This window comes from Paludisphaera borealis (assembly GCF_001956985.1).
GTDB classification, from domain to species: Bacteria; Planctomycetota; Planctomycetia; order Isosphaerales; family Isosphaeraceae; genus Paludisphaera; species Paludisphaera borealis.
Genome location: NZ_CP019082.1, coordinates 3983893 through 4005203, shown reverse-complemented (window position 1 = coordinate 4005203; position 21311 = coordinate 3983893). Strand labels below are relative to the sequence as shown.

The window sequence follows — 21311 nt, the reverse complement described above, 5'->3', positions numbered from 1 at the left end:
GAGTCGGACATGGCCAAACTTCTGGTGATCGACGACGAGCCGTCCATCCTGCACGCATTTCGCAGGGCGTTCGGCAACGACGACGACGAGGTGCTGACCGCCGCCGACGGCGCCGAGGGGCTGGCGCTGGTCGAGAGCCAGCGGCCCGAGGCCGTGGTCCTCGACCTCAACCTGCCCGACATGCACGGCATGGAAGTCTTCCGCAACATCCGGCGGATCGACGCGCGGATTCCGGTGATCTTCGTCACCGGCCACGGCACCACCGAGACGGCCATCGAGGCGATGAAGGAAGGGGCGTTCGATTACCTGCTGAAGCCCCTGAAGGTCGCCCACGTCCGCGAGCTGGTCGAGCGCGCCGCCGAGATCTGCCGGCTCAGCCGCGAGCCCGCGCTGGTCGCCGACGAGAGCCCGCCGCAAGGCCGCACCGACGTCCTCGTCGGCCGGTCGCCGGCCATGCAAGAAGTGTACAAGGCCATCGGCCGGGTCGCGCCGCAGGACATCGCCGTCCTCATCCTCGGCGAGAGCGGGACCGGCAAGGAGCTGATCGCCCGCGCCATCTACCAGCACAGCCACCGCTCCCAGGGGGCGTTCCTGGCCGTCAACTGCGCGGCGATCCCCGAGGCGCTGCTGGAGAGCGAGTTGTTCGGCCACGAGAAAGGGGCGTTCACCGGCGCCGACCGGACGCGGATCGGCAAGTTCGAGCAGTGCAACGGCGGCACGCTGTTCCTCGACGAGATCGGCGACATGACCGCGCTGACCCAGGCGAAGGTGCTCCGCGTGCTGCAAGACGGCGCCTTCGAGCGCGTCGGCGGCAACACCACGATCCGGTCGAACGTGCGGGTGATCGCCGCGACCAACCGCGACCTGCCGCGGATGGCCGCCTCGGGCGAGTTCCGCGAAGACCTTTACTACCGCCTCGGCGTCTTCACCATCTCCTTGCCCGCGCTGCGGTCGCGGCCCGAGGACGTCCCGCTCCTGGTCGAGCACTTCCTCCGCCGGTTCAGCCCCGAGCTGGGCAAGGACGTCTACCAGGCGTCGCCCGAGGCGCTCGAGGTCATGAGCCGATACCCCTGGCCCGGGAACATCCGAGAACTTCAAAGCGTGCTCAAATGGGCGCTCTTGAAGGCTCAAGGGCCGGTGCTGCTGGCCGACTTCCTGCCCGCGTCGGTCCGTTCGGGCGAGCCCCGCGACGAGTCGCCGCCGCTGCTTTCGTCGACCAAGACCGAGGCGGGCCTGGACTGGGACGCGTTCATCGAGAACCGTCTGCTCTCCGACTCCGAGAACCTCTACGCCGAGTCGCTGGCCCTGATGGAGCGGTCGCTCCTGACCCGCGTGCTCCGCCACACCGACGGCAACCAGGTGCAAGCCGCGCGCATCCTGGGCATCACCCGGGGCAGCCTCCGCACCAAGATCCGTGCCCTGGGCCTTCGCATCGAACGCTCGGTCTGGTCGCACGACGATCAGCCAGGCCCGTAAGCGACCACTCCCCCCGCCGGCGGCCGTCGCCGGACGACGCGATTCGGCGGTCTGTTGCGTTGTTGTAAAGCATGTTCAGGTAATGTGATGCGTCTTGGTTGCGGGTTTCGTGGCTCGCTCGTCTCGGGTTTGGCACGGTAGTTGTATTAGGTTCGTGTGGATGTCTACGTCATGGGCGAGCGAGCGTCACCCGGCCAGCGGGGGCGTGAGCCCACCTCTTTTGCGTCCATAATTTCATGGATGTTCATGCCGCTTCACGCAGTCGCGTGGGGGCGCGGACGAATCAACCTGGAGAAGATGAATCATGGCTCTCACCATGGAAGCCAAGCCGCTGCGCGGCGGACTGGCGCGGCACAGCGACGTTGTGACCTCGGTGGCGTTTTCACCCGACGGCGGCACGCTCGTGAGCGGCGGCTGGGACGGACAGATCAAGCTTTGGGACCTGCGGACCGGCCCGGCCGGAATGAAGCTGGAGCGCGTGCTCCGGGGCGTGTGGGACGAGGTCGAGGCGGTCGCCTTCTCGCCGGACGGCTCGCTCGTCGCGGGCCTGGGCACCGGCTGGGACGGCGAGCCGTTCGGCGCGGTGACCTTGTGGAATCGCGAGGGCGGCCGCGGCCGCCGCCTGCTGCGCACGCCCGGCAAGGTCGACGCGATGGCCTTCTCGCCCGACGGCCTGACCCTGGCGACGGCCGGCGGCGAGGGCCGCACCGTGACGCTCTGGAACGCCGTCACCGGCGCCGAGCGGATGCGCCTGCCCGAACACTCGGCCCCGGTCTGGTCGGTGGAATTCTCGCGCGACGGCACGATGTTGGCGGCCGGCTCGGGCGTGGTGCCGGCGATGGTCGATCCGGCGATCGAAGACCGGATCGGCGAGGTCAAGATCTGGGACCTGACCGGCGCCGAGCCGACGCCCCGCGTCCGACTCATCGGCCATGAATACGGCACCGCCGCCGTGACGTTCTCGCCCGACGGCGCGACCGTCGCCTCGGGCGGATTCGACCGCGGCGTGAAGCTGTGGGACGTCGCCCGCGGCGTCCCTCGCGCCGAGCCCGAAGGTCACAAAGGCTGGGTCGCCGCCCTCGCCTTCTCCCCCGACGGCTCGCTCCTGGCGACCGGCAGCCACGACCAGACGGTGCGTCTCTGGGACGCCGTCGACGGCCGCCCCCGGGCGATCCTCCGAGGCCACACCGGCAACGTCTACTCCGTCGCCTTCTCCCCCGACGGCCGCCTCCTCGCTTCCGGCAGCCTCGACGGCGCCGTCCGCCTCTGGGACGTCGACCAGTCCATGGGCACCGGCCTCGACCTCTGACTGACCGGACCTGCTCGATTCACGCGCGACCACCCCTCATCCGACCTCTCCCCCCTGCTCTCCCCGCGGGAGCACGGGCCTCACAAGGGCGGATGAGGGGTTCTTATTTGTATGTTGGTCCGCATCCGCTTTCGTCCGCGTCTCTTTCCTTGGACTGGCGTTACTCCGTGGCGGGCTCGTCTCCATCGAGCCGGCAGACGGCGAGGCGGCGACGCAAGAAATCTTGATCGGCGCGGGCGGTGGTGAAGCGTAGGGCTTCCCGCCAGGCGCGCTCGGCGGCGGAGTGTCGGCCGAGGCGGAAATGGAGCTCGCCGATCACCGTGTGCCAACCGGGATAACGGGCGGGAACGCTTTCCGGAAGAACGGCGGCCAGGCGATCGAGGCCGGCTTGCGGGCCGTGCAGGTAAGCTTCGGCGACCGCGCGGTTGAGGGAGTGCAGTGGCGACGGCGCGATGCGATCGAGCGTGTCGTACAATTCGGCGATCCGTCCCCAATCGGTGTCGGCGAAGGTCGGCGCGCGGCAGTGCTCCCAGGCGATGCCGGCTTCCACGTGATAGCGCGTCAGCTCGTCGCCGTCGGCGGACCTGGCGAGCCACGCCATGCCTTCACGCACGTCGCTCCAGTTCCAGGCGGAACGATCCTGTTCCTCAAGCAGAACGATGGCGCCGTCGAGAGCGATGCGCGCGTCGAAGCGGGCCCCGTGGAAGCACATCAGCGCGAGTAAGGCATGGACCGCCGGGACGTCGCCGACGGGATGGGCGGCGAGCATCCGCGCCAGCCGGCGGGCCTCGTCGCACAGGTCGCGGCGGATCGGCAGGTCGCCATGGGTGACGTGGCAGCCTTGACTGAAAAGGAGATAGACGACCGCGAGGACCGCGTCCAGCCGAGCGCGAAGCTGGGCCGCATCCGGCGTGTCGAAATCCACGTCCAGCTCGCGCAGCCGATCCCGCGCCCGCTCGATCCGCTTCTGGACGTTGGCGTCGGTGGTGAGCAACGCGCGGGCGATCTCCGCGGTGCTGAAACCGCATAACGTCCGCAGCGCGATGGCGACGCGGGATTCGGCCGGCACCGCTTCGTGGCAGCAGACGAAGAGCAGGCGAAGCGGTTCGTCGCCGATCTCGTCGGCGAAATGCGCTTCGAGCGGCGACGATTCCCACTCGGCGTCTTCGGCCAGGCGCGGCAACGCCTGGGCGTGGGTTCGCTCCCGCCGCAGCGCGTCGATCGCCAGGTTGCGGGCGGTGCGGTAGAGCCAGCCGGCCGGGTCTTCCGGCACGCCGCGCCGCGACCAGGTTTCCAGAGCCTGCACGAGCGCGGCTTGAACGACGTCTTCGACGAGAGCGAGATGGCGCACGCCGAGCGACCGGGTCAGCACGGCGCTGAGCCGGCCGAACTCGTGGCGAAAAAAGTGCTCCACCAGTGCGCGCGGTTCGCTCACGCGTAGCCGGCCATCTCGCGGATCTCGATCGTGTGTCCGGGCGGACACGCGCGGGCGATCGCCAGCGCCGCGTCGAAGTCGTCGGCCTGGATGATCGTGAAGCTGACGATGAGTTCCTTGGCTTCGACATAGGGACCGTCGGTCACGAGTCCAGCCTTGACGACTCGGCCGGTTGGCTTCAATCCGTCGCCTCCGGGCACGATCGCCGAGCTGAACTTTTGCATCCATGCGCCCCAGGCCGCCCCCAAAGCCTGCATTTCCTCAGGTGACGGCTGGGCGCGGCTCTCGGTGGGTTCGCGATAGATGAACAGAAACTTCGCCATGACGGTTCTCCAGACGGTTTCGCATACGCGGGCGGAGGCCTCTCCCCCGCCTTGCGTGAGTACAACGAACAGGGGGCAACCGTTCGGACACGGGCGCGGGATAAAAACTTCGACGCGCCCTCCGAGGTTGCCTCTGAGTCCAGGCCGGCTGGAGCGGCCTTCATGCAGCCGCCCTTGCTTGCTTCTGGGCGACTGTCACTCTCGGTCCGTGAACGCGTGCCCCACTATTTGATGACGTCTGATGGCTTGGCGACGATCGCGCCGAGCATGCGCGAGCGGAGCGCTTCGGCGAGCTTGCGGAATTCGGGTTCGCGGGCGGGGGCGACCTGGAGGAAGACGATGGTCATCTCGTTGGTGGTCTCCTCGCCCCAGGTGACGCGCTTCGGCGGCTGGCTGGGGTTGCGCGGGTTGTCGGCCGAGTTGTCGTGAACGGCCTCGACCACGACCCGCGTGCCGGCGGCGAGCTTCACGGGCGCGACGTACTGGTAGAAATTCTGCCAGTCGAAGTTCCAGTCGTCGATCCACAACAGCGAGAACGGCTTGCCTTGCGGCGGATGGGCGGTGACCTTGATGTCGCGGCCGATCAGGTGCATGTGGGGGAAGACGCCCACGACCTCCATGTCGATCGGTAGGGTCAGCTCGTCGCGCGTGCGGTACGACTTGTCGCCGGGCGCTATGTCGATCTTCTGGTTGATCAGGAGCAGGTCCGTCGACGACCTCTGCGGCGGCTGGTCGGTCAGGTAGAAGCCGACGCTCGACTGCTCGACCTCGGGCTTGCCGCTGGGGTGGAGGTGGAGCTGCAAGACCAGGTCGGCGTTCGGCTTCCACGGCATCGACATACCGTCGGCCAGGGGGATCGGGTCGCGGCCGGGGGTCCAGGTGGCCATGCCGCCGGGGAAGAGTTCGCCGGGGATGTTCCCCGATCCCTTGTAGCCCGGCGCGGGGTCGGCGTCGTCTTCCTTGCGGGCGCGGCCGGTCGTGTCCACGGCCATGAGCCCGTGGTGCACCACGCGGCGGTTGGCGGGCCGGTATTCGGCGGCCTTGATGTATTTTCCCTTCGGCACGTCGAGCTTGAAGACGAAGTTGCGATAGACGTCGGGGCCGTCGGCCGGGACCTCGAAGGGCCTGGGCATCGTGATCACGATGTCGGGCTTGCCGAGTCGCCAGCCCTCGGCGAACTTCGGAGCCGCCGGCAAGTCGCCCGGGTCGCCCTCGGGCGCGCCCTGCTCCGCCCATCGGCCGATCCGGTCGATCTCCTCGACCGTCAGCCGCCGCTCGCCGACGAACGCGCCGTGGCCCTCGACGATCTTCCACGGCGGCATCTCGCGCTCGGAGACGACCGTCTGAAGCAACTTCGCGCGCTTCTTGGCGTCGGCGTACGTCAGCAGCGAGAACGGAGCGACCTCGCCCGGCCGGTGGCACTCGACGCAGTGCTTGAACAGCAGCGGCGCGATCTGCTTGTTGAACGTCACCGGGCTTGAATCCGCCGTCTTCTTCGCCTTCGCCTCCGCCGGCTTGAGCAAGCCCTGCGCCCCGAGCCAGTCGCCGAACCGCTCGATCCACGAGTCGACCGGGAGGCCTCGTTTGTTCATGCCGAAGCCGTGGCCCCCCTTGGAATAGAGGTGCAGCTCGGCGGGACGGCCGGCGTTCTTCCACGCGGAGTAGAGGTCGACGCTCGACTTCGCGGCGAAGTCGTCGTCGCTGGCGCAGAGGATGAACAGCGGCGGGGCGTCGGCGGGGATCTTGGCGTCTCCCGTCCGTCCTCCGTAGATGGGGGCGGCGAAGTTCGGGCGGCTGTCGGCGTCGTGGTTCATCACGACCCCCATCGTGACCATGCCTCCCGCCGAAAAGCCCATGACGCCGATGCGGTCGGGCGCGATCCCCCACTCGGCCGCGTTCCGGCGCACCACCTTCACCGCCTGCCGGCCGTCGGCGCTGGCGAGTTCCTCGACGGCCTTGCGCGCTTCGTCCGGGCGGTCGCGGTTGGCCATGACGCTGGCGAGTTCCTTCATCGCCTCGCGGAACTCTTCCGCCGTGGCCCCCGTATCAGTGAGCCGATACTTGAGCACGAAGGCCGCGACGCCGCGCGCCCGCAGCCATTCCGCGACTTCCGTCCCCTCGCTCTCCCACGACAGGAACCGGAACGCCCCCCCCGGGCAGATGATCACGGCCGTCCCGGTCGCCTTCGAGCGATCAGGCAGAAACGCCGTCAAGGTGGGCCGGACGACGTTCCGGACCATCGTCTTGTGGTCCCAGTCGTTGCGGTACTCGACTTCCTTCCGGGTCCAGCTCTCCGACCCGGGCGCGTCGCCGGGCCAGACGGGAACGACCAGGGGCGGCGTCGGCTTGTCCTCGGCCGCTCGCAAGGGCGGCGTCGCCAGAAGAAGGGCGCACCCGATCGGCCACAACATCCGTCGCATTACTCGCTCCTTTGCGGTCGGTCGCATGCATCCTCCGGGCGGTGATCGTAGTCGGCGGCGGTCGTTTGATCAAGGCGCGGTCTTGGACCCCGACTTCGCCGAGTCCGTTTTATGGGCCTTGTTTGATGCTTGTCGCCAGGTCGACGCGGACCTTCTCCGTGCCGACGACTTCGGCCGTGGTCGTCGCGAGGACGTCTCCGAGGCTTCGGACCGTGATCGCCCAGACGCCCGGCCACAGGCCGTCGAGTTCGAAGCGGTCGAAGCTGGAGAAGACCTCGAAGGGGAGCCTCAGCACGACTCCCCCAGGCCCGATCGCGACGACCTCGTCCGGGACCGCGCACGGACGGGGGAATGCTATCGAACCGAGAATCGTCCCGCCGGGCGCGAGGCGATGTCCGCCGACGTCGACCGCGTTCGACGCCACCGCGACGTTCTCGACGCGCAGCCAGCCCGCCTTGGGGTCGTGAGCGAAGACCGTGTAGTCGCCCGGGTCCAGGTAGCGGACGCAGAAATTCCCGTCGGTGTCCGCACGGGCGCGGCGAGCCGGGCCCTTTCCTGCGCGAGGTTGGGCGATGACCTCGATCCGGTCCAGGAGATCGTCAGAGCCGAGAACTCGTCCCGTGATGCATCCGGCGCCGAGTGAGAACCTGACGGGCATGCGCTCGCCAGTCGGCACGGCGATGTCCTGCTCGGCGAGGAGCCCCTCCTCGAAGTCGCTTGAACCGAGCCAGTCGATTACCCGCAGCCGGTACTCGCCCGGGGTCACGTCGGAGTGCACGATGCGCCGCTGGGCGTCGAGTTCCTCCCAGTCGGGATCGACGAAGGAGAGCGGCTTCTGAGACCGAGGGGTTAGCTCCACGCGGAGCATGGGCTCGCGCGTCGTGACGTTCTCCACCCCGCGTCTGGCGCCGAGGCCGGTCCCCGAACCGTACTGCTCCTTCGAGCCGTCGCCGATGCGGAATTCGATCGCCAGCGGGCGGCTCTCCGACGGGTCGAGCAGATGCACCTGGGTCGTCTGGCCCGCGAGCACCTGGACCACCCATTCGTCGGCGTTAATCACATCGAAGACGTGGTAGGGAAACCCGACCTTGACGAGCCCCTCGGGCACGCCGTCGGCTGAGAACCGGCCATCTTCGTCGGATAGGAATTCGACCATGTCGTCTTTTCGAAAATCGGGGCCGCGCGCGTAGCCGTTGGCGAAGGCCCAGGCGCCTCCGCCGTGCTCCGCCGACCGGAAGACGCACCCCTCGATGCGGCCCCGCCCCGCGATCGCGAGGCGGATCGTGCCGAGATCGAAGCCCTCGGCGGGGACGTCGAAGGCCAGCTCCTTGGTCGTGACGTCGGGGCCGGCGAGCTTGAGGATGTAGCGATCGGGGCGGACGTGATCGAACCGCAAGCCTCCGTCGACGCCGACGGTCGAGGTCAGGGTTCCGAACTCCTTTGCGGACGAGCCGCTCCCGGATTCCCACTCACTCAGCGTGATCCGCCGAGGGACTAGCGTGCCCTGGACCTCCCCGCGTGCTCCGACCGGCAGGACGACCTTCCCCGAGGCCGCGACGCCGGGGTCGAGGCGGACGATCAGCGGCTTGCTCTCCCCGGCGACGTCGGCCCATCCTTCCCATGCGGCGAAGCCCTCGGCGCGCACGCCGACCCAGGCTCTGCCCGATCGATCATTTCCGATCGAGAACCGGCCCTGGCGATCCTTCACCGTGATCGGCATATGTGTCCAGTTCCAGGGATTCGCGCTCGGGTTCGGCGAAACCTCGAAGCTGAACGACTCGACCGGCCGACCGTCGGGCCGCGACACCTGTCCCGCCAACGGATATCTACGCTCCAGTACCACCACTTGTCCGGCCTTGAGCGCGTCGCCGTGGACTTCCTTCTCGATGTAGCCCTCCTTCTTGTAAGTCAGGTGGCGGCCCGCATCGCGAACGGCGTAGGTTCCGTCGCGAGCCGTCTGGGCGCTATGGCCGTCGCTGCCCTGGATCGTCACATCCTCCAACGGGTTCCCGTCTGGATCGCGCACCGTGCCTTGCAGATTGGTGTTCGCCGGCAACGGCGTCAGGAAACGGTCGAAGCGCGATTCCTCGGGCTTATCCACATCCAACTTACTTTCGTGCGGCGCATAGTCCGGGTGGGAGACCCAGACGCCCTGCTCGAGATCAACCCCGCGCAGTTCGTAATGGCCATCCTTGTCTGTGGTGGCCTGCTGGGCCTCGTCGCGCTTCAGGCTCACAACGACAGGGACCACGGTCGCACCGGCGACGGCTTTGCCGGTGCCGGCATCGAGGACGGTCCCGTGGACGGTCGCCCCGCGCTTCAGTTTCATGACGACGCGGCGGGGGTCGTCGCTCGAACGAATGATGAATTCGTCCCGGAGTTCCGTCCCGGCTTTGGCGTCGATCCACCGGAATTCGACGCTCAGTCGGCAGGCGCGCGGAGCCTGGACGATGAAGGAGCCGGAAGCCGATTCGACCTTCGTCCAGGTTTCGACTTCGGGGCTGACCTGGCCCGGCGCCCTGTAGCGGGCGCGGTAGGAGAACGCGGCGACGGGCTTGCCCGTCCCCTCATCGACGACCTCCACGGTGACGGGCAGGAGTTCGTCGGCCGCCCCCGGAAGACCGACGACGACCGCGAGCAAGAGGAGCCGGATGACCATCGCCAGCCGCCTTTTTGTACCGCGAAGGAGGTTCTTCATGGACGTCTCCGCCGCAATCGAGGATACCTCGCCCGGCGGCGCGTTGCGCTGGTTTTGAAACAAAATCATCCGGGACTGAGTACGAAAGGATCGGGAGTTGCACCCACGACGAACGGCCGGGATGGCCGGATTTCGGGTCGTCTGATACGATGAGCGCCACGGTTGCGAAACCTTTCACCGACCGGGGGCAAAGTCGTGCCGTTCTTCCTCTTGATCCCGATCCTCATCGTGATGGGCGTCGTCTGCCTGATCGCCGCGATCCTGGCGGCCGTTTTCTTCATGGTCGTGGCCTTCACGGGTTTGGCCGTCGCGTTCATCCTCCACAAGCTCGGTTACGATCGCCGCCTGATCGTCTATGTGATGCAACGGGGCCGGACGTCGCGGAATGTGAAGGTCAAGGTCGACGACCTCGGCGTTCCGGTCACGAGAATCTGGACGTTCGGCGACGAGGGGCCGGGTCGGCCGGTTTGATACGACGACGGAACGCCCCTCGACGGCGAGAGACGGACTCATGGATATTCTCATCGCCACCAGCGGCGAGTACCCCGAGCTGGGGCCTTATGATCGAGGGATACTGGACGCGCTGGGGCGCCTCGGCCTGAAGGCGCGGCCGCAAGTCTGGACCGATGAACGGGCGGATTGGGGCGAAGCGAGGGCCGTCGTCATCCAGTCGACCTGGGATTACCATCTTGCGCCGGAGAAGTTCCTCGCTTGGGCGGAAGGCGTCGCCTCAGTCGCCTCGCTTTTCAATCCGCCTCGGCTCCTGACAGGGAACGTCCATAAACGGTATTTGCGCGATCTGGAACGAAAAGGCGTCGCCGTGACGCCGACGGAGTGGATCGGCCCCACCGACGATTTCAGGTTGGGGAACGTCCTTCGCGAACGGAGCTGGCGACGCGCCGTCGTCAAGCCCGCCGTTTCCGCCGGGGCGAATGAGACCTACATTGTTGATCTGGAGGCGATCCGCGACGTCGAGTCTCGGATCGCGCGGTTGGCCGCCGATCATGAGATCATGGTGCAGCCGTACCTGACGGCGTTCGAGACCGAAGGCGAGCGGTCGTACGTCTTCATCGACGGCGACCTCAGCCACGTCGTCCACCGTCCCCCGACTCTCGCGTCGGCGGTCCGAGGATTCACCGAGCCCCACGCAAGCAGCGAATACGACGCTGGCGAGGTTCGCCTGGCCGAGCGCGCGATGGGGACTCTCGAAGAACGGCCGCTGTACGCGAGAGTGGACGTCGCTACCGACAACGCCGGCGTCGCCCGGCTGCAGGAACTCGAACTGATCGAGCCGGTCTTGTTCACCTCGCTTGCGCCGGGATCGGTCGACCGTCTGGCCCGAGCGATCTCAGCCCGCCTTTAGAGCCAGACAGAGACGCCAACGGAGTCGACGTCGATGACGAAATGCCGCGCCTCCCGACGACCCGCACGATGAAGACGACCATCGGCGGGCGGCTGAATGATTCTCGACTGCGGTCGGTCGTCGCCGGTCTTGTGGCGGGAGCGGTCGTCCTCGCCGACTTCTGGCTCGTCCATCGTGGCGAAGCCAACCTTTGGGGGATGCGAGCCGCCCCGCCCCTCCTCGCGCTGGCGGCCTACCTGATCCTGGCTCGCGGCGACCGCGCCTCGGTCGGCCTGACGCTTCGTCCGATCCAGGGGCTCCGCTACTGGTCGGTAGCGACTCTGGTCATCGGGGCGGCGATCGGCGCGATCATCCTCCTCGCGGGTGCGAGCGTATGGCTGCTGGGCCTGGAAGTTCCCAGCCCCTCCATCCGTCCCGAGGACGCACCGGAGCGGCTGATCAGCATGTGCGTCATGGCTCCGGTCGTCGAGGAGGCGACCTATCGGCTGGGCTTTTGCGCCGGGGCCGTCCCGGTCTTGAAACCCTGGGGGACGATCGCACTGAGCGGCGTCGTCTTCGGGCTGCTGCACATCCTGTATGGCAACCCCGCGCCCGACAACCTGGTGGCGGGCTTCTTCCTGGGCTGGGCCTTCTTCAAGAGCGGCTCGATCCTCGTGCCTGTCGCGCTGCACTCGCTTGGAAACATGTGCGTGCTGGCGTTGTGGTTGGGGAACTGGTACTGGCGGCACGGACTGGGTTGATCCGGCCCCGCCGCCGTCCGTGTGGTAGGATTCCCGCGACGCGGCGGATTCACTTTGGGGCGCGGCATGGCGGGCATCGCGAGATCGAACAAGACGTTCTGCGAGTTCTTCGCCGGCATCGGGCTGGTGCGCGAGGGGCTCGCCGGGTCGGGCTGGTCGTGCGCGTACGCGAACGACGTCGACCCCAAGAAGCAGCAGCTTTACGAGGGGCGGTTCGGGGCCGAGGGCCATTTCCACCTGGGCGACGTCTGGAACACCCCAGAAGTCCTGGCGCGGATCACCGGCCGGCCGTTCCTGGCGACGGCCTCTTTTCCCTGCGTTGACCTCTCCCTCGCCGGCCACGGGCGCGGGTTTGAAGGCTCCCACTCGTCGACGTTCTTCGGATTCGTCCAGTTGCTTGAGGCGTTGGCCGACCGTCGGCCGCGCGTGGTGTTGCTCGAAAACGTGTCGGGCTTCGTCACATCGTCGGGCGGCAAGGATTTCGAGGCCGCCGCGCGGTCGCTCGCGGACCTCGGCTACTGGCTCGACGCCTTCATGCTCGACGCCGGCTGGTTCCTGCCGCAGAGCCGTCCGCGCGTGTTCGTCGTCGGCGTCCGCGACGGCCTCGACCGGCCGCTCGCCGCGCGGCGGTCGCCGTCCGACTGGATCGCCGACGACTGGACCCGGCGCATCGAGGCCGCCGACCGTCGCGTCCGGCCGCCGAAGCTGGTCGACCGGATGAAAGCGATCGACCTGGCGACCGGCTGGACGGCCTTCGACGTCCCGGTCCCCCGCCGCAAGCCGCCGCACGTCGCCGAGCTGATCGACCTGGGCGACGACCCTTCGTGGTGGGACGCGGCGGCCGTCACGAAGCATCACGATATGATGAGCGACCGCCACCGCGAGCGGGTCGACGCCATGGTGGAGTCGGGCGAGACGTTCGTGGGGACGATCTACCGCCGCAAGCGCGCCGGCGCGACCCGGGCCGAGGTCCGGTTCGACGGCGTCGCCGGCTGCCTGCGGACGCCTCGCGGCGGCAGCGGCAAGCAGATCGTGGTGGCCGTCGACCGGGGCGTGCTGCGGATGCGCTGGATGTCGGCCCGCGAGTACGCCCGGCTGCAAGGGGCGCCGACGTTCCCGTTGGCCGCCAACACGATCCAGAACCTGTTCGGATTCGGCGACGCCGTCTGCGTGCCGGTCATACAATGGATCGACGAGCACGTCCTGTCGCCGGTCTTCGCCGGGGCGCACGAGGACGGAGACGCGGAATCGCCGAGGGCGGAACGTGGCCGACAACCTGACGCCCGAACAGCGCCGCAAGACCATGCAGGCGGTGAAGGGCAAGAACACGTCGCTTGAGCGGACTCTGTCGTCGGCCTTCCACCGCCGAGGCTGGCGGTATCGACGCAACTACGCACTCTTGCCCGGCAAACCGGACTTCGTGTTCACGAAAGCCCGCGTCGTCGTCTTCGTCGACGGCGACTTCTGGCACGGCTGGCGCTACCCCCAGTGGAAGCACAAGCTCTCCGACTACTGGCGAGCCAAGATCGAGCGCAACCGCGCCCGCGACCGCCGCAACTTCCAGCGCCTCCGCCGCCAAGGCTGGACCGTCCTCCGCCTCTGGGGCCACGACGTCGAAAAGAACCTCGACGCGTCGGTCGAACGAGTCCGAGTGCTTCTGGAGGCGGTGCGGAATAAGTTGGACGACGAGACGCCCCGCGTGTGAAGCCGGGCCGGGCCGCGACGAGTCAACGGAGAATCCGCAGTGTCCCATCACCCGGACAGCCCGCGTCTGGAGCGCGCTGTCACTCGCCTGCTTCCGGCCGCCGTGCCGTTTCAGGGAGTCGCTTATCGCTCAGCGTCGCCCCGCTATGCGAACCTTCACGATCTGCTGACAGGTGCTGGGGCGAGACTATCCGGGGCGAGATGGAATCCACCGGGGAGTTTTCCATCCGTCTATTTGAGCCTTGATCCGCACACGGCGCTTGATGAAGTCTTGGCTCACTTCCATCACTACGCCTTGTCGATCCCGTCGGCGATGCCGCGTGTGACGGTCGCTGTATCCGCATCACTTCAGCGCCTCCTCGATCTCACGGACGCAGAGGTTTGCTCGTCGCTCCGACTGTCACGACGAAGGCTCCTAACCGAACCCTGGCGAGAGATGCAAGCGGCAGGTGAAGAAGCTGTCACCCAGGCCGTGGGGCGCGTCGCCTTCCATGCGGGAGTAGAGGGCCTGTTGGTTCCATCGGCGGCGAGGGCGCATGGCGTCAACCTCATCGTCTTCCCCGCGAACATCGATCGATCCAGTCTCCTTGAAGTTCTCGGAGCCGAGGAACTTCCACCCAGGCTCTGAATCGGCGTGCAGATTTGCAGGCAGAAATTCTTGTTGAGATTCTTTGCGGCCGGTAGAATGGTTTATCGACAAGGAGTTTGCCATGACCGTTAGCAAGAAATCCGAGAAGAATCTGGGGACGGTGAAGTCAGGGCATGTATCGGCTGTCGCATCGGCGACTGTCCGCCGTGGCGAAGCGGCGAGGCCAACGCTCCAGCCTTCGCCGTTGGTAGGCGCGGTTCGAAGCCGGCTGGGGCTAAGCCGGAAGCTGTTCTCGCGGCTCGCCGGATTTTCGGAGCGAGCCGTCGCGGATTGGGAGAGCGGTAAGCCGTTGAGTGAGCCCGCCGTTCGGCGCATCAAGGAACTCGAGCGGTTCCGTGAGCGGCTGGCCGAGGTCGTGGCGGCCGAGGCCATCCCGGTCTGGCTCGATACGCCGAACGCGGCGTTCGACGGGTTGAAGCCGCTCGAAGTGATCGAGCGCGGGGAGATCGATCGGCTTTGGAACATGATTTTCTATCTGGAATCCGGAATCGCGAGCTGAGCCTCGGGGGGGCATCTGAACGCTGGGGCTGATTGGGAATTCACTCGCTGGCGCTTCGGGCTTTCATTCGGAGGCTGCCCGCGTGACTACCCGTCAGCTCATTTTCATGAGGCCGGGCGTCCCACGGCGTCGTCATGGTTCGTATTTCGCTCCCCAACCGTCCCTCGGGCTATTCTCACGAGTAGAATGAAGCCAGTGACGAGGTGAACCAGGCTCCGGCAAGGCGAATCAGGAGTCACGCCCATGTCCGCTCACTTCAAGAACGACCCGGAGTTCAACGACGCCGTCCCAATGCCGATCTCGGGGCGAGGATTCACGCTCGCCGAGATCCTCGTGCTCGTGGGCATCATCGCGCTCCTGATCGCACTGCTGCTGCCGCTTAATCGTGGCGGCGCGCGGCATGCCGCGCGCCGCGCTCAATGCGTCAACAACCTGAAAGGCATCGCGCTGGCGCTTCACAACTATGAACAAGAGCACAAGGCCTTACCGCCCGCGTACACGGTGGACGCGCAAGGGAATCCGCTGCACAGTTGGCGGACGCTGATACTCCCCTATCTCGAACAGAAGTCCCTCTACCAGACGATCGACCTCACGAAACCCTGGAACGACCCGGCGAACGCCAAGGCGCTCGCGACATCTCTCCCTATCTTTCGATGTCCGGTGGTCGGGCCGGGGAACACGACGACCTACCTGGCGAACACCGCTCCGAACGGCTGCTTGATTCCCGGCCAACCTCGAAATCTGGCGGAGATCACCGACGGCACCACGTCGACGCTCATGGTGATCGAGGCCGGCGAGGAGCACGCCGTCCCCTGGATGGCCCCGGTCGATGCGGACGAGTCGCTGGTGCTGAGTCTCGGTTCGGACGCGAAACTGCCTCACACGGGAGGCGTGAACGCATGCTTCGTCGATGGCCACGTGCAGTTTCTGAAAGCCAGCACGCCGGCCAAGCTGCTTCGAGGGTTGATATCGATCGCCGGCGGGGAAGAGATTCCTGGAGACTGGTGATAGGGGCGATCGACCTCAAGGAATCCCGAATCTTCGCCTCGTCCGCTCGTAGAACTCGAAGGCCGAGAGCGGCGCGAGCCAACTCATCCAGGTGGCCAGGGGATCGACCCACGGGGCGGCCGTTCCCGTGACCGTCGCCAACCCGCCGATCAGTCTGAGCACGACGGCCGAGCAGAGCAGGAGATAACATCGCCACATCCATCGGCGATGATCCGCAAACCGTCGCGTCGTCGCCGACCAAGCGCCGAATGACACGGTGGTCGCGGTGGCGATCGCCAACGTCGCCAACCCGACCGCCGCGACGGGGCCTGCCGCGGCATAATAGGCCATCCACAGTCCGCTGGGCGTCACCAGCAACAAGACGCACGCGACCTGGAGTCGGCCGAGATGGCGATGCCATGTCGGAAAACGGGGCCGAGATCGCTCAACGATCAGGATCAATCCCAGGAGCAGCGCGACGGGCCCGGACAGGATGTGCGTGTAGAACGCCCACCGATAGGCGCCCCGGAAATGACCCTCTCGGCCCCACAGGAAGTCGGAGGCGAAATTGGGAGGGAAGTAGTCTGGATAGTTCGATGCCGTGCTTGCGATCGTCTTGAGGATCATGGCGCACGCCAGGACGACCAGAATGCGCTCCGGTAATGTCGGACGGTTCGAGCGCATGTCAGGCGAATCACCCTGTTCCTCATTGGAAGCCGCGCAATCGCCGTTGCGGGAGCGGGTCGCGAGCCACTCTCACTCTGATATCTTCTTCGGGAATGCCTTCTCCCGCAACTCGGGATGACAGGACGCTGTTAGCGCGGTTTACTTTCTGGGACGCCCCGACAACGATAAGGGCTTCCGGCGCATGCCAGGGGTGTGCAACCCAAACGCAAGCCGCTGCAGAGCGACTTGGGAAGCATCTAACAACAAGGGACGAATGATGACCGAGAGCAAGGCGAAGCCCAAGGCCAAGGGCGCGTCGCGCGCAAGCAAGCCACGCAAATCGGCCACCAAGTCCAAGTCCGGTGCAAGTGAGGCCAAGCCGTTGGAACTCCTTGCAGGCGGCGATCCGCAAATCGCCAAAGCCGACGGCGACGCGCCCGTCCCAGCGGGTATAAGGAGCCGTGAGCAAGCGACCGGGGAACCCGCTTCCCGGCTCATCGACCAGCGGATTCGCGACCTGGGGGGATGGCGCGGGGAGACCCTGGCCCGCATGCGGGCGCTGATCCTGGAAGCCGACCCCGAGATGACCGAGGAGTGGAAGTGGATGGGCACTCCGGTCTGGTCGCACCACGGGATCGTCTGCACCGGGGAGTCGTACACGAAGGTCGTGAAGCTCACGTTCGCCCGGGGGGCCAAGATTCCAGACCCATCGCGCCTCTTCAATTCCAGCTTGGAAGGCAACACGCGAAGGGCTATCGACATCCACGAAGGGGAGAAGGTCGACGCCGGCGCGTTCAAGGCGCTCGTGAAGGCCGCGGCGGCCCGGAATGGCCCGCCGGTGAAGAAGGCCAAGCCAGGTGCGAAGGGGGTCAAGCCGATCGAGGTGCGAGAAGGCGAGAAGGTCGCCGTCGTCCTACTCTCGGGCGGCAACCCGCAAATCGCGAAGGCGGACGGCGACGCTCCGGTGCAGGCGTACATCGCCGCGATGCCGGGCTGGAAGCGCGACCTCGGGAAGCGCCTCGACGCGCTCATCGCGCGGAGCGTGCCCGACGTGCGCAAGGCCGTGAGGTGGAACTCGCCGTTTTACGGCATCGAGGGCCAGGGCTGGTTCCTGTCGTTCCACGTCCTCACCCACTACGTCAAGGTGACCTTCTTCCGCGGCATGTCGCTGCGACCGGTCCCGTCCGGCGGCACGGTGCGCAGCAAGGACGCGCGCTGGATCGACATCCGCGAAGGCGACCAGCTCGACGAGGAGCAAATGGCGACGTGGGTGAAGCAGGCCGCGGTGTTGCCCGGCTGGGTTCCTTAGCCGACCATCCCGAGGATCGGTCTTCGCCCCCGCGCCGCACGTTTCGCGCGCCGCCGAACCCCAAGGCCGGCTTCGGCGGGATCGTGGTGCGCCGCCAGGTGCTGGAATGCGAACCGCCGGTTCGGCTCACATGTCCCGCCAAGAGTGGCTCTCGCAACCGTTGGCGGGATTTGCTGTTACGAACCAGTCGGGGCGACAGGACGCCGGTGGAACTTTTTCTCGTCGGCGTCCGAGGCTGGGAAGCCGAGCTGCGGCGGTGACTGATGGTGTAATATTCGTTGGATCTTTCTCTCGTATTGACTCCGGAACGGAGCCAATCTCTCAAGAGATCGGGGGGAAACTGATGGGACAGGTCGTCCCTTTTTCCACCCCGCCAACCGTATCTGTTCGAGCTACCGAGGCGTCTATGGCGGACTTAGTGTCCCGGATCGGTTCATCCTGGCGCCGCCACCTACCGACGTTGGCTGCCGCGATACCTGTCGCCGCGTTTGTGTTGGGGATGGCGGGACCGGCGGCCAGAGCCGATGAAACCGGGGCGGAATCCGGGTTCGACGAGCACCGCGTCGAGTTTCACAATCAGGGCGTCAAGCTAGCCGGAAGTCTGCTTTTACCAAGAAGCGAAGGACCTGTTCCGGCCGTTGTCTTTGTCCATGGCGCGGGCCCACAGACTCGCGAGCCGTACCGTGAGGTTGGTGCGTATTTTGCGAGCCAGGGTATTGCCGCATTGATCTACGACAAGCGCGGAACGGGCCAGTCCGGCGGCGCCTACGAGAGTTATGAGCCCTACGAGAACCTGGTCAATGACGCTCTTTCCGCTGTCGCCTTCCTGAAGCAGCTCCGCGAGATCGCGCCATCACAGGTCGGCATCTGGGGGCTCAGTCAAGGCGCCTACATCAGCGCCGCCGCGGCGTCTCGATCGAAAGACATTAAATTCATCATTGTCGTGGGGGCAGACGTCGCCGACGGCATGATGTTCTACTATCGTGACAACCTGTTCCGAAGGTATGGGCTTTCGGACACATTGCGTGACGTGGCCGAGAAATTGTATCTCGTAGACCAGGATTTGCAGCGAACATTTCAAGATGGCTTCCGTCTCTCTTCGTTTGCGCCCCGATCATATCCTCCACCGGACGAATACGTGCATCCCGCGTGGGGCCATGTGAACCAGCCGGTCCTGGCAATGTGGGGACAACTGGATCAACATGTTCCGGTCGGCGAAAGCGTTGCGGGTTTGAAGAATTCGCTGGCTCAGGCGAACAATGAGAACTGGACGATCATCATCCTGCCGCAGACAAATCACGATCTGAAAATCTCCGAAACGGGCGCGCTTCAGAGCAAGTCGCGCGGCTATCCGCCGGGGGCATTGCAAACGATGACCGACGGGGCCTGGAGCGCGATCGATCGCCCTTCGGAGATCGGCAAACTGAAACAGGAGGGCGTCGCCCCGGAATCAGGGATTCTTCCCAGGTTGTCCAGCTACGAAAGCCTGCGATGGTATGGCAACGGAACAGTCCAGGCAGCCCTGTGGATTCTCTTCCTCGTCAGCTTTATTGCCAACACGATCGGAGGTGCCTGGTGCTGTTCAACCCGCTTATTCCGCCGTCGGCAAAGTGTGGCTTTGCCAGCATCCAACAGGGTTGTGAACTTGAAACGCGCGATCGGCGCCCTCAACTTTCTGATTCTTGTCACGTTTTCGATCGCCGCATTGTTGGTGCTTGACCAACTGCACCCGAGCTGTCCTACCGTCCTGCTGTTCGTTCCACTATTGGGGACCGTTTCCACCCTGGCGACCGTCGCTCTGCTGATCGTGCTTGTCAGCACTCGTCACGATCAGGGCTGGACGGCAGCGAGAAGAATCCGTTTCTCACTCGATGTACTTTGCTTGGTCCTTTTTGTCCCGTACATGTTCTACTGGAACCTGATCGGATTTCGATTTTGATGGCCTGTGCGCGGTTTGCCTTTGGGATGCGCACATCCGGGGTGGTCGGAAGACCGCATTACTGTAGGGGCGTCCCTTGTGGGCGCCCGAATTCCCTGGGGGTGCCGCAGTCGCCGACGCCGATCGGGCGCCCACAAGGGACGCCCCTACGTGCGCAGCCCAAATGCAAACCGCTCTGTGTACGTGGTTACGTTGCTTCGTGCTCAAGAATTTGGCAATTGCGCAGGCTGGAACCTTCGAGAGTGCCGACTGGATTTGAACTCCTTAACCACTCTGCAGATGAAGTTCAGCGAAGAGCCGTTGATCCTTAAAGTCGGGGCGATGGGATTCGAACCGACGGTTCAACCGTTGGGTGCCACGCGTCCCGAGCCGGAACCCGTGCGCGCCCACGGTTGTTGCCGCCGAAACCGTAGGTCGGCGGCTTTCGGATCTTCCCGCGTCAGGCGAGGTCGCTCTTGGGGCCGAAGAATTCGTAGTGGACCTGGGAGTCGTCGACGCCCCATTCGCGGAGCTGGCGGTGGAGGCCTTCCATGAACGGCTTGGGGCCGCAGAAGTAGAAGTCGGCGTCCTTGCCGGGCAGGAACTCGTCGAGCAAGGCCAGGTCGATGAGGCCCGTGCTGTCGCAACGGCGGAGCACGACGTCGTCGGCGAGCGGTTCGTCGTAACGGAAGTGGACCTGGATGTTCGGGGTGGCGTCGGCCAGCGCGCGGACCTCGTCGGCGAACGCGTGGAACCGGCTGTTGCGGGCGGCGTGGAGGAAGTGGATCGGCGTGTCCACCTGGGAATGGGCCAGGGTCTTGAGCATCGACAGGATCGGGGTGACGCCGACGCCGCCGGAGAGCAGCGCCACCGGGCGCTTGATGCAAGCCGTGGGGTCGAGCGTGAACTCGCCGCAGGGGGGGCCGACGTTCAGCACGTCGCCTTTCTTGACGTGGTCGTGGAGGTAGTTCGAGATCAGGCCGTCCGGGGCGTCGGGAGTCAGGGCCGGCTCGCGCTTGACGCTGATCCGGTAGTGGCCGACGCCCGGGCGGTCGGACAGGCTGTAGTTGCGGGGCGAGGTCGGCGTGACCGGGTGGTCGATCTTCACCGTGATGTACTGGCCCGGCTTGAACGGAGGCAAGGCGCCACCGTCGGCGGGCTTGAGATAGAACGACGTGATGATCTCGCTTTCGGGAACCACGCGATCGACCACGAACCGGCGATACCCGTTCCAGCCGCCGTCGGCCGCCGCCTGCTCGCGGTAGATCTCCGCCTCGCGGGCGATGAAGATCTCGGCGAGGAAGCCGTACGCCTCGGCCCACGCGGCGGTCACCTCCTCGGTCACCGCGTCGCCCAGCACATCCTTCACGGCGACCAGCAGGTGCTTGCCGACGATCGGATAATGCTCGGGACGGATGCCCAGCGAGCAGTGCTTCTGCGCGATCAGCTCGACCGCCGGGCCAAGCGCCCCGAGGTTGTCGATGTTGACCGCATACGCGCAGATCGCCCCCGCGAGCGCCCGCTGCTGCCCGCCTGAATGCTGGTGCGCCTGGTTGAAGAAAACCCGAACTTCCGGGTTCCCCGCGAACATCAAAGTGTAAAATCGAGTGGTGATCGCCTCGGCGTTCGCGGCCACGGCTGGCGCGGTCGCCTTGACGATCTGGATGGTGCGATCGCTGAGCATCTCGAATCTCCGACAAAACCAGGAGGGATTGGTTGCGACGGCTTCGCGGTCGCGGCCGTCGGCGGGTCGTCACGATTACTATACCAAGAGGTGTAGGATTTCAGCCAGTCGTCTGCAAGCAGAGGGGATCG

At 66.0% G+C, this 21311-nt stretch carries 18 protein-coding genes; 12 read left to right on the top strand and 6 right to left on the bottom strand.

Annotation, left to right across the window (positions count from 1 at the left end):
* Window positions 1-9 precede the first annotated feature (9 nt).
* Complete coding sequence (locus tag BSF38_RS15630; RefSeq protein ID WP_076347114.1) at window positions 10-1476, top strand: sigma-54-dependent transcriptional regulator; 1467 nt, start codon at window positions 10-12, stop codon at window positions 1474-1476.
* A 304-nt stretch (window positions 1477-1780) separates the two neighbouring features.
* Window positions 1781-2785 carry a WD40 repeat domain-containing protein gene (locus BSF38_RS15625; RefSeq protein WP_076347112.1) on the top strand — a complete coding sequence of 335 codons (1005 nt, stop codon included), beginning with the start codon at window positions 1781-1783 and terminating at the stop codon, window positions 2783-2785.
* A gap of 160 nt (window positions 2786-2945) precedes the next feature.
* Here the strand turns inward: BSF38_RS15625 and BSF38_RS15620 are convergent, their stop codons facing one another.
* From BSF38_RS15620 to BSF38_RS15605, 4 genes are all read right to left on the bottom strand, one after another.
* Window positions 2946-4220 (bottom strand): RNA polymerase sigma factor, encoded by a 1275-nt coding sequence (locus BSF38_RS15620; protein ID WP_076347110.1) that lies wholly within the window; start codon window positions 4218-4220, stop codon window positions 2946-2948.
* Window positions 4217-4543, bottom strand: coding sequence for a YciI family protein (locus BSF38_RS15615; RefSeq protein WP_076347108.1), 327 nt, complete (start codon window positions 4541-4543; stop codon window positions 4217-4219). The genes BSF38_RS15620 and BSF38_RS15615 overlap by 4 nt, the downstream gene beginning before the upstream one ends.
* Window positions 4544-4767: 224 nt before the next feature.
* Window positions 4768-6963, bottom strand: coding sequence for an alpha/beta hydrolase (locus BSF38_RS15610; protein WP_076347106.1), 2196 nt, complete (start codon window positions 6961-6963; stop codon window positions 4768-4770).
* 109 nt (window positions 6964-7072) lie between these two features.
* A complete protein-coding gene (locus BSF38_RS15605) occupies window positions 7073-9661 on the bottom strand; it encodes a carboxypeptidase-like regulatory domain-containing protein (RefSeq protein ID WP_168189386.1) in 2589 nt (862 codons plus the stop codon).
* Window positions 9662-9823: 162 nt separating this feature from the next.
* Here BSF38_RS15605 and BSF38_RS15600 point away from each other — a divergent pair, with 162 nt between their 5' ends.
* The 8 genes from BSF38_RS15600 to BSF38_RS15565 all read left to right on the top strand — a co-directional run bounded on the left by BSF38_RS15600 (window position 9824) and on the right by BSF38_RS15565 (window position 15624).
* Entirely contained in the window at window positions 9824-10132 is a 309-nt protein-coding gene (locus BSF38_RS15600; protein WP_076347102.1) for a hypothetical protein, read from the top strand.
* 40 nt (window positions 10133-10172) lie between these two features.
* Window positions 10173-11024: an ATP-grasp domain-containing protein gene (locus tag BSF38_RS15595; protein ID WP_076347100.1), complete on the top strand. Its 852-nt coding sequence runs from the start codon at window positions 10173-10175 to the stop codon at window positions 11022-11024.
* Window positions 11025-11092: 68 nt separating this feature from the next.
* Complete coding sequence (locus BSF38_RS15590) at window positions 11093-11764, top strand: CPBP family intramembrane glutamic endopeptidase (RefSeq protein WP_168189385.1); 672 nt, start codon at window positions 11093-11095, stop codon at window positions 11762-11764.
* 66 nt (window positions 11765-11830) lie between these two features.
* Window positions 11831-13102 carry a DNA cytosine methyltransferase gene (locus BSF38_RS15585; RefSeq protein WP_076347096.1) on the top strand — a complete coding sequence of 424 codons (1272 nt, stop codon included), beginning with the start codon at window positions 11831-11833 and terminating at the stop codon, window positions 13100-13102.
* Window positions 13029-13469, top strand: a complete 441-nt coding sequence (locus BSF38_RS15580; RefSeq protein WP_076347094.1) for a very short patch repair endonuclease — start codon at window positions 13029-13031, stop codon at window positions 13467-13469. The genes BSF38_RS15585 and BSF38_RS15580 overlap by 74 nt, the downstream gene beginning before the upstream one ends.
* 39 nt (window positions 13470-13508) lie before the next feature.
* Window positions 13509-14096, top strand: a complete 588-nt coding sequence (locus BSF38_RS32670; protein WP_076347092.1) for an RES family NAD+ phosphorylase — start codon at window positions 13509-13511, stop codon at window positions 14094-14096.
* An 82-nt stretch (window positions 14097-14178) separates the two neighbouring features.
* Window positions 14179-14616 (top strand): helix-turn-helix domain-containing protein, encoded by a 438-nt coding sequence (locus BSF38_RS15570; protein WP_145952150.1) that lies wholly within the window; start codon window positions 14179-14181, stop codon window positions 14614-14616.
* Window positions 14617-14859: 243 nt separating this feature from the next.
* Entirely contained in the window at window positions 14860-15624 is a 765-nt protein-coding gene (locus BSF38_RS15565) for a DUF1559 domain-containing protein (protein ID WP_076347088.1), read from the top strand.
* Between the two features lie 15 nt (window positions 15625-15639).
* Here BSF38_RS15565 and BSF38_RS15560 read toward each other — a convergent pair whose 3' ends face one another.
* Complete coding sequence (locus BSF38_RS15560; protein ID WP_076347086.1) at window positions 15640-16287, bottom strand: DUF2306 domain-containing protein; 648 nt, start codon at window positions 16285-16287, stop codon at window positions 15640-15642.
* 256 nt (window positions 16288-16543) lie between these two features.
* Between BSF38_RS15560 and BSF38_RS15555 the strand changes: the two genes are divergently transcribed.
* Entirely contained in the window at window positions 16544-17578 is a 1035-nt protein-coding gene (locus tag BSF38_RS15555; RefSeq protein ID WP_076347084.1) for a DUF1801 domain-containing protein, read from the top strand.
* A gap of 406 nt (window positions 17579-17984) precedes the next feature.
* Window positions 17985-19517, top strand: coding sequence for an alpha/beta hydrolase family protein (locus BSF38_RS15550; protein ID WP_076347082.1), 1533 nt, complete (start codon window positions 17985-17987; stop codon window positions 19515-19517).
* A gap of 439 nt (window positions 19518-19956) precedes the next feature.
* Here the strand turns inward: BSF38_RS15550 and hmpA are convergent, their stop codons facing one another.
* The gene (gene hmpA / locus BSF38_RS15545) at window positions 19957-21180 is read right to left on the bottom strand and encodes an NO-inducible flavohemoprotein (RefSeq protein ID WP_076347080.1); all 1224 of its coding nucleotides are present in this window, start codon (window positions 21178-21180) and stop codon (window positions 19957-19959) included.
* Window positions 21181-21311: the final 131 nt, after the last annotated feature.

What these genes read in the sequence shown, in the direction of transcription:
- BSF38_RS15630 (WP_076347114.1), top strand. Translation starts at nt 10, where the DNA reads ATGGCCAAACTTCTGGTGATCGACGACGAGCCGTCCATCCTGCACGCA.
- BSF38_RS15625 (WP_076347112.1), top strand. Translation starts at nt 1,781, where the DNA reads ATGGCTCTCACCATGGAAGCCAAGCCGCTGCGCGGCGGACTGGCGCGG.
- BSF38_RS15615 (WP_076347108.1), bottom strand. Translation starts at nt 4,543, where the DNA reads ATGGCGAAGTTTCTGTTCATCTATCGCGAACCCACCGAGAGCCGCGCC.
- BSF38_RS15610 (WP_076347106.1), bottom strand. Translation starts at nt 6,963, where the DNA reads ATGCGACGGATGTTGTGGCCGATCGGGTGCGCCCTTCTTCTGGCGACG.
- BSF38_RS15605 (WP_168189386.1), bottom strand. Translation starts at nt 9,661, where the DNA reads ATGAAGAACCTCCTTCGCGGTACAAAAAGGCGGCTGGCGATGGTCATC.
- BSF38_RS15595 (WP_076347100.1), top strand. Translation starts at nt 10,173, where the DNA reads ATGGATATTCTCATCGCCACCAGCGGCGAGTACCCCGAGCTGGGGCCT.
- BSF38_RS15590 (WP_168189385.1), top strand. Translation starts at nt 11,093, where the DNA reads ATGAAGACGACCATCGGCGGGCGGCTGAATGATTCTCGACTGCGGTCG.
- BSF38_RS15585 (WP_076347096.1), top strand. Translation starts at nt 11,831, where the DNA reads ATGGCGGGCATCGCGAGATCGAACAAGACGTTCTGCGAGTTCTTCGCC.
- BSF38_RS15570 (WP_145952150.1), top strand. Translation starts at nt 14,179, where the DNA reads ATGACCGTTAGCAAGAAATCCGAGAAGAATCTGGGGACGGTGAAGTCA.
- BSF38_RS15565 (WP_076347088.1), top strand. Translation starts at nt 14,860, where the DNA reads ATGTCCGCTCACTTCAAGAACGACCCGGAGTTCAACGACGCCGTCCCA.
- BSF38_RS15560 (WP_076347086.1), bottom strand. Translation starts at nt 16,287, where the DNA reads ATGCGCTCGAACCGTCCGACATTACCGGAGCGCATTCTGGTCGTCCTG.
- BSF38_RS15555 (WP_076347084.1), top strand. Translation starts at nt 16,544, where the DNA reads ATGATGACCGAGAGCAAGGCGAAGCCCAAGGCCAAGGGCGCGTCGCGC.
- BSF38_RS15550 (WP_076347082.1), top strand. Translation starts at nt 17,985, where the DNA reads ATGGCGGACTTAGTGTCCCGGATCGGTTCATCCTGGCGCCGCCACCTA.
- hmpA (WP_076347080.1), bottom strand. Translation starts at nt 21,180, where the DNA reads ATGCTCAGCGATCGCACCATCCAGATCGTCAAGGCGACCGCGCCAGCC.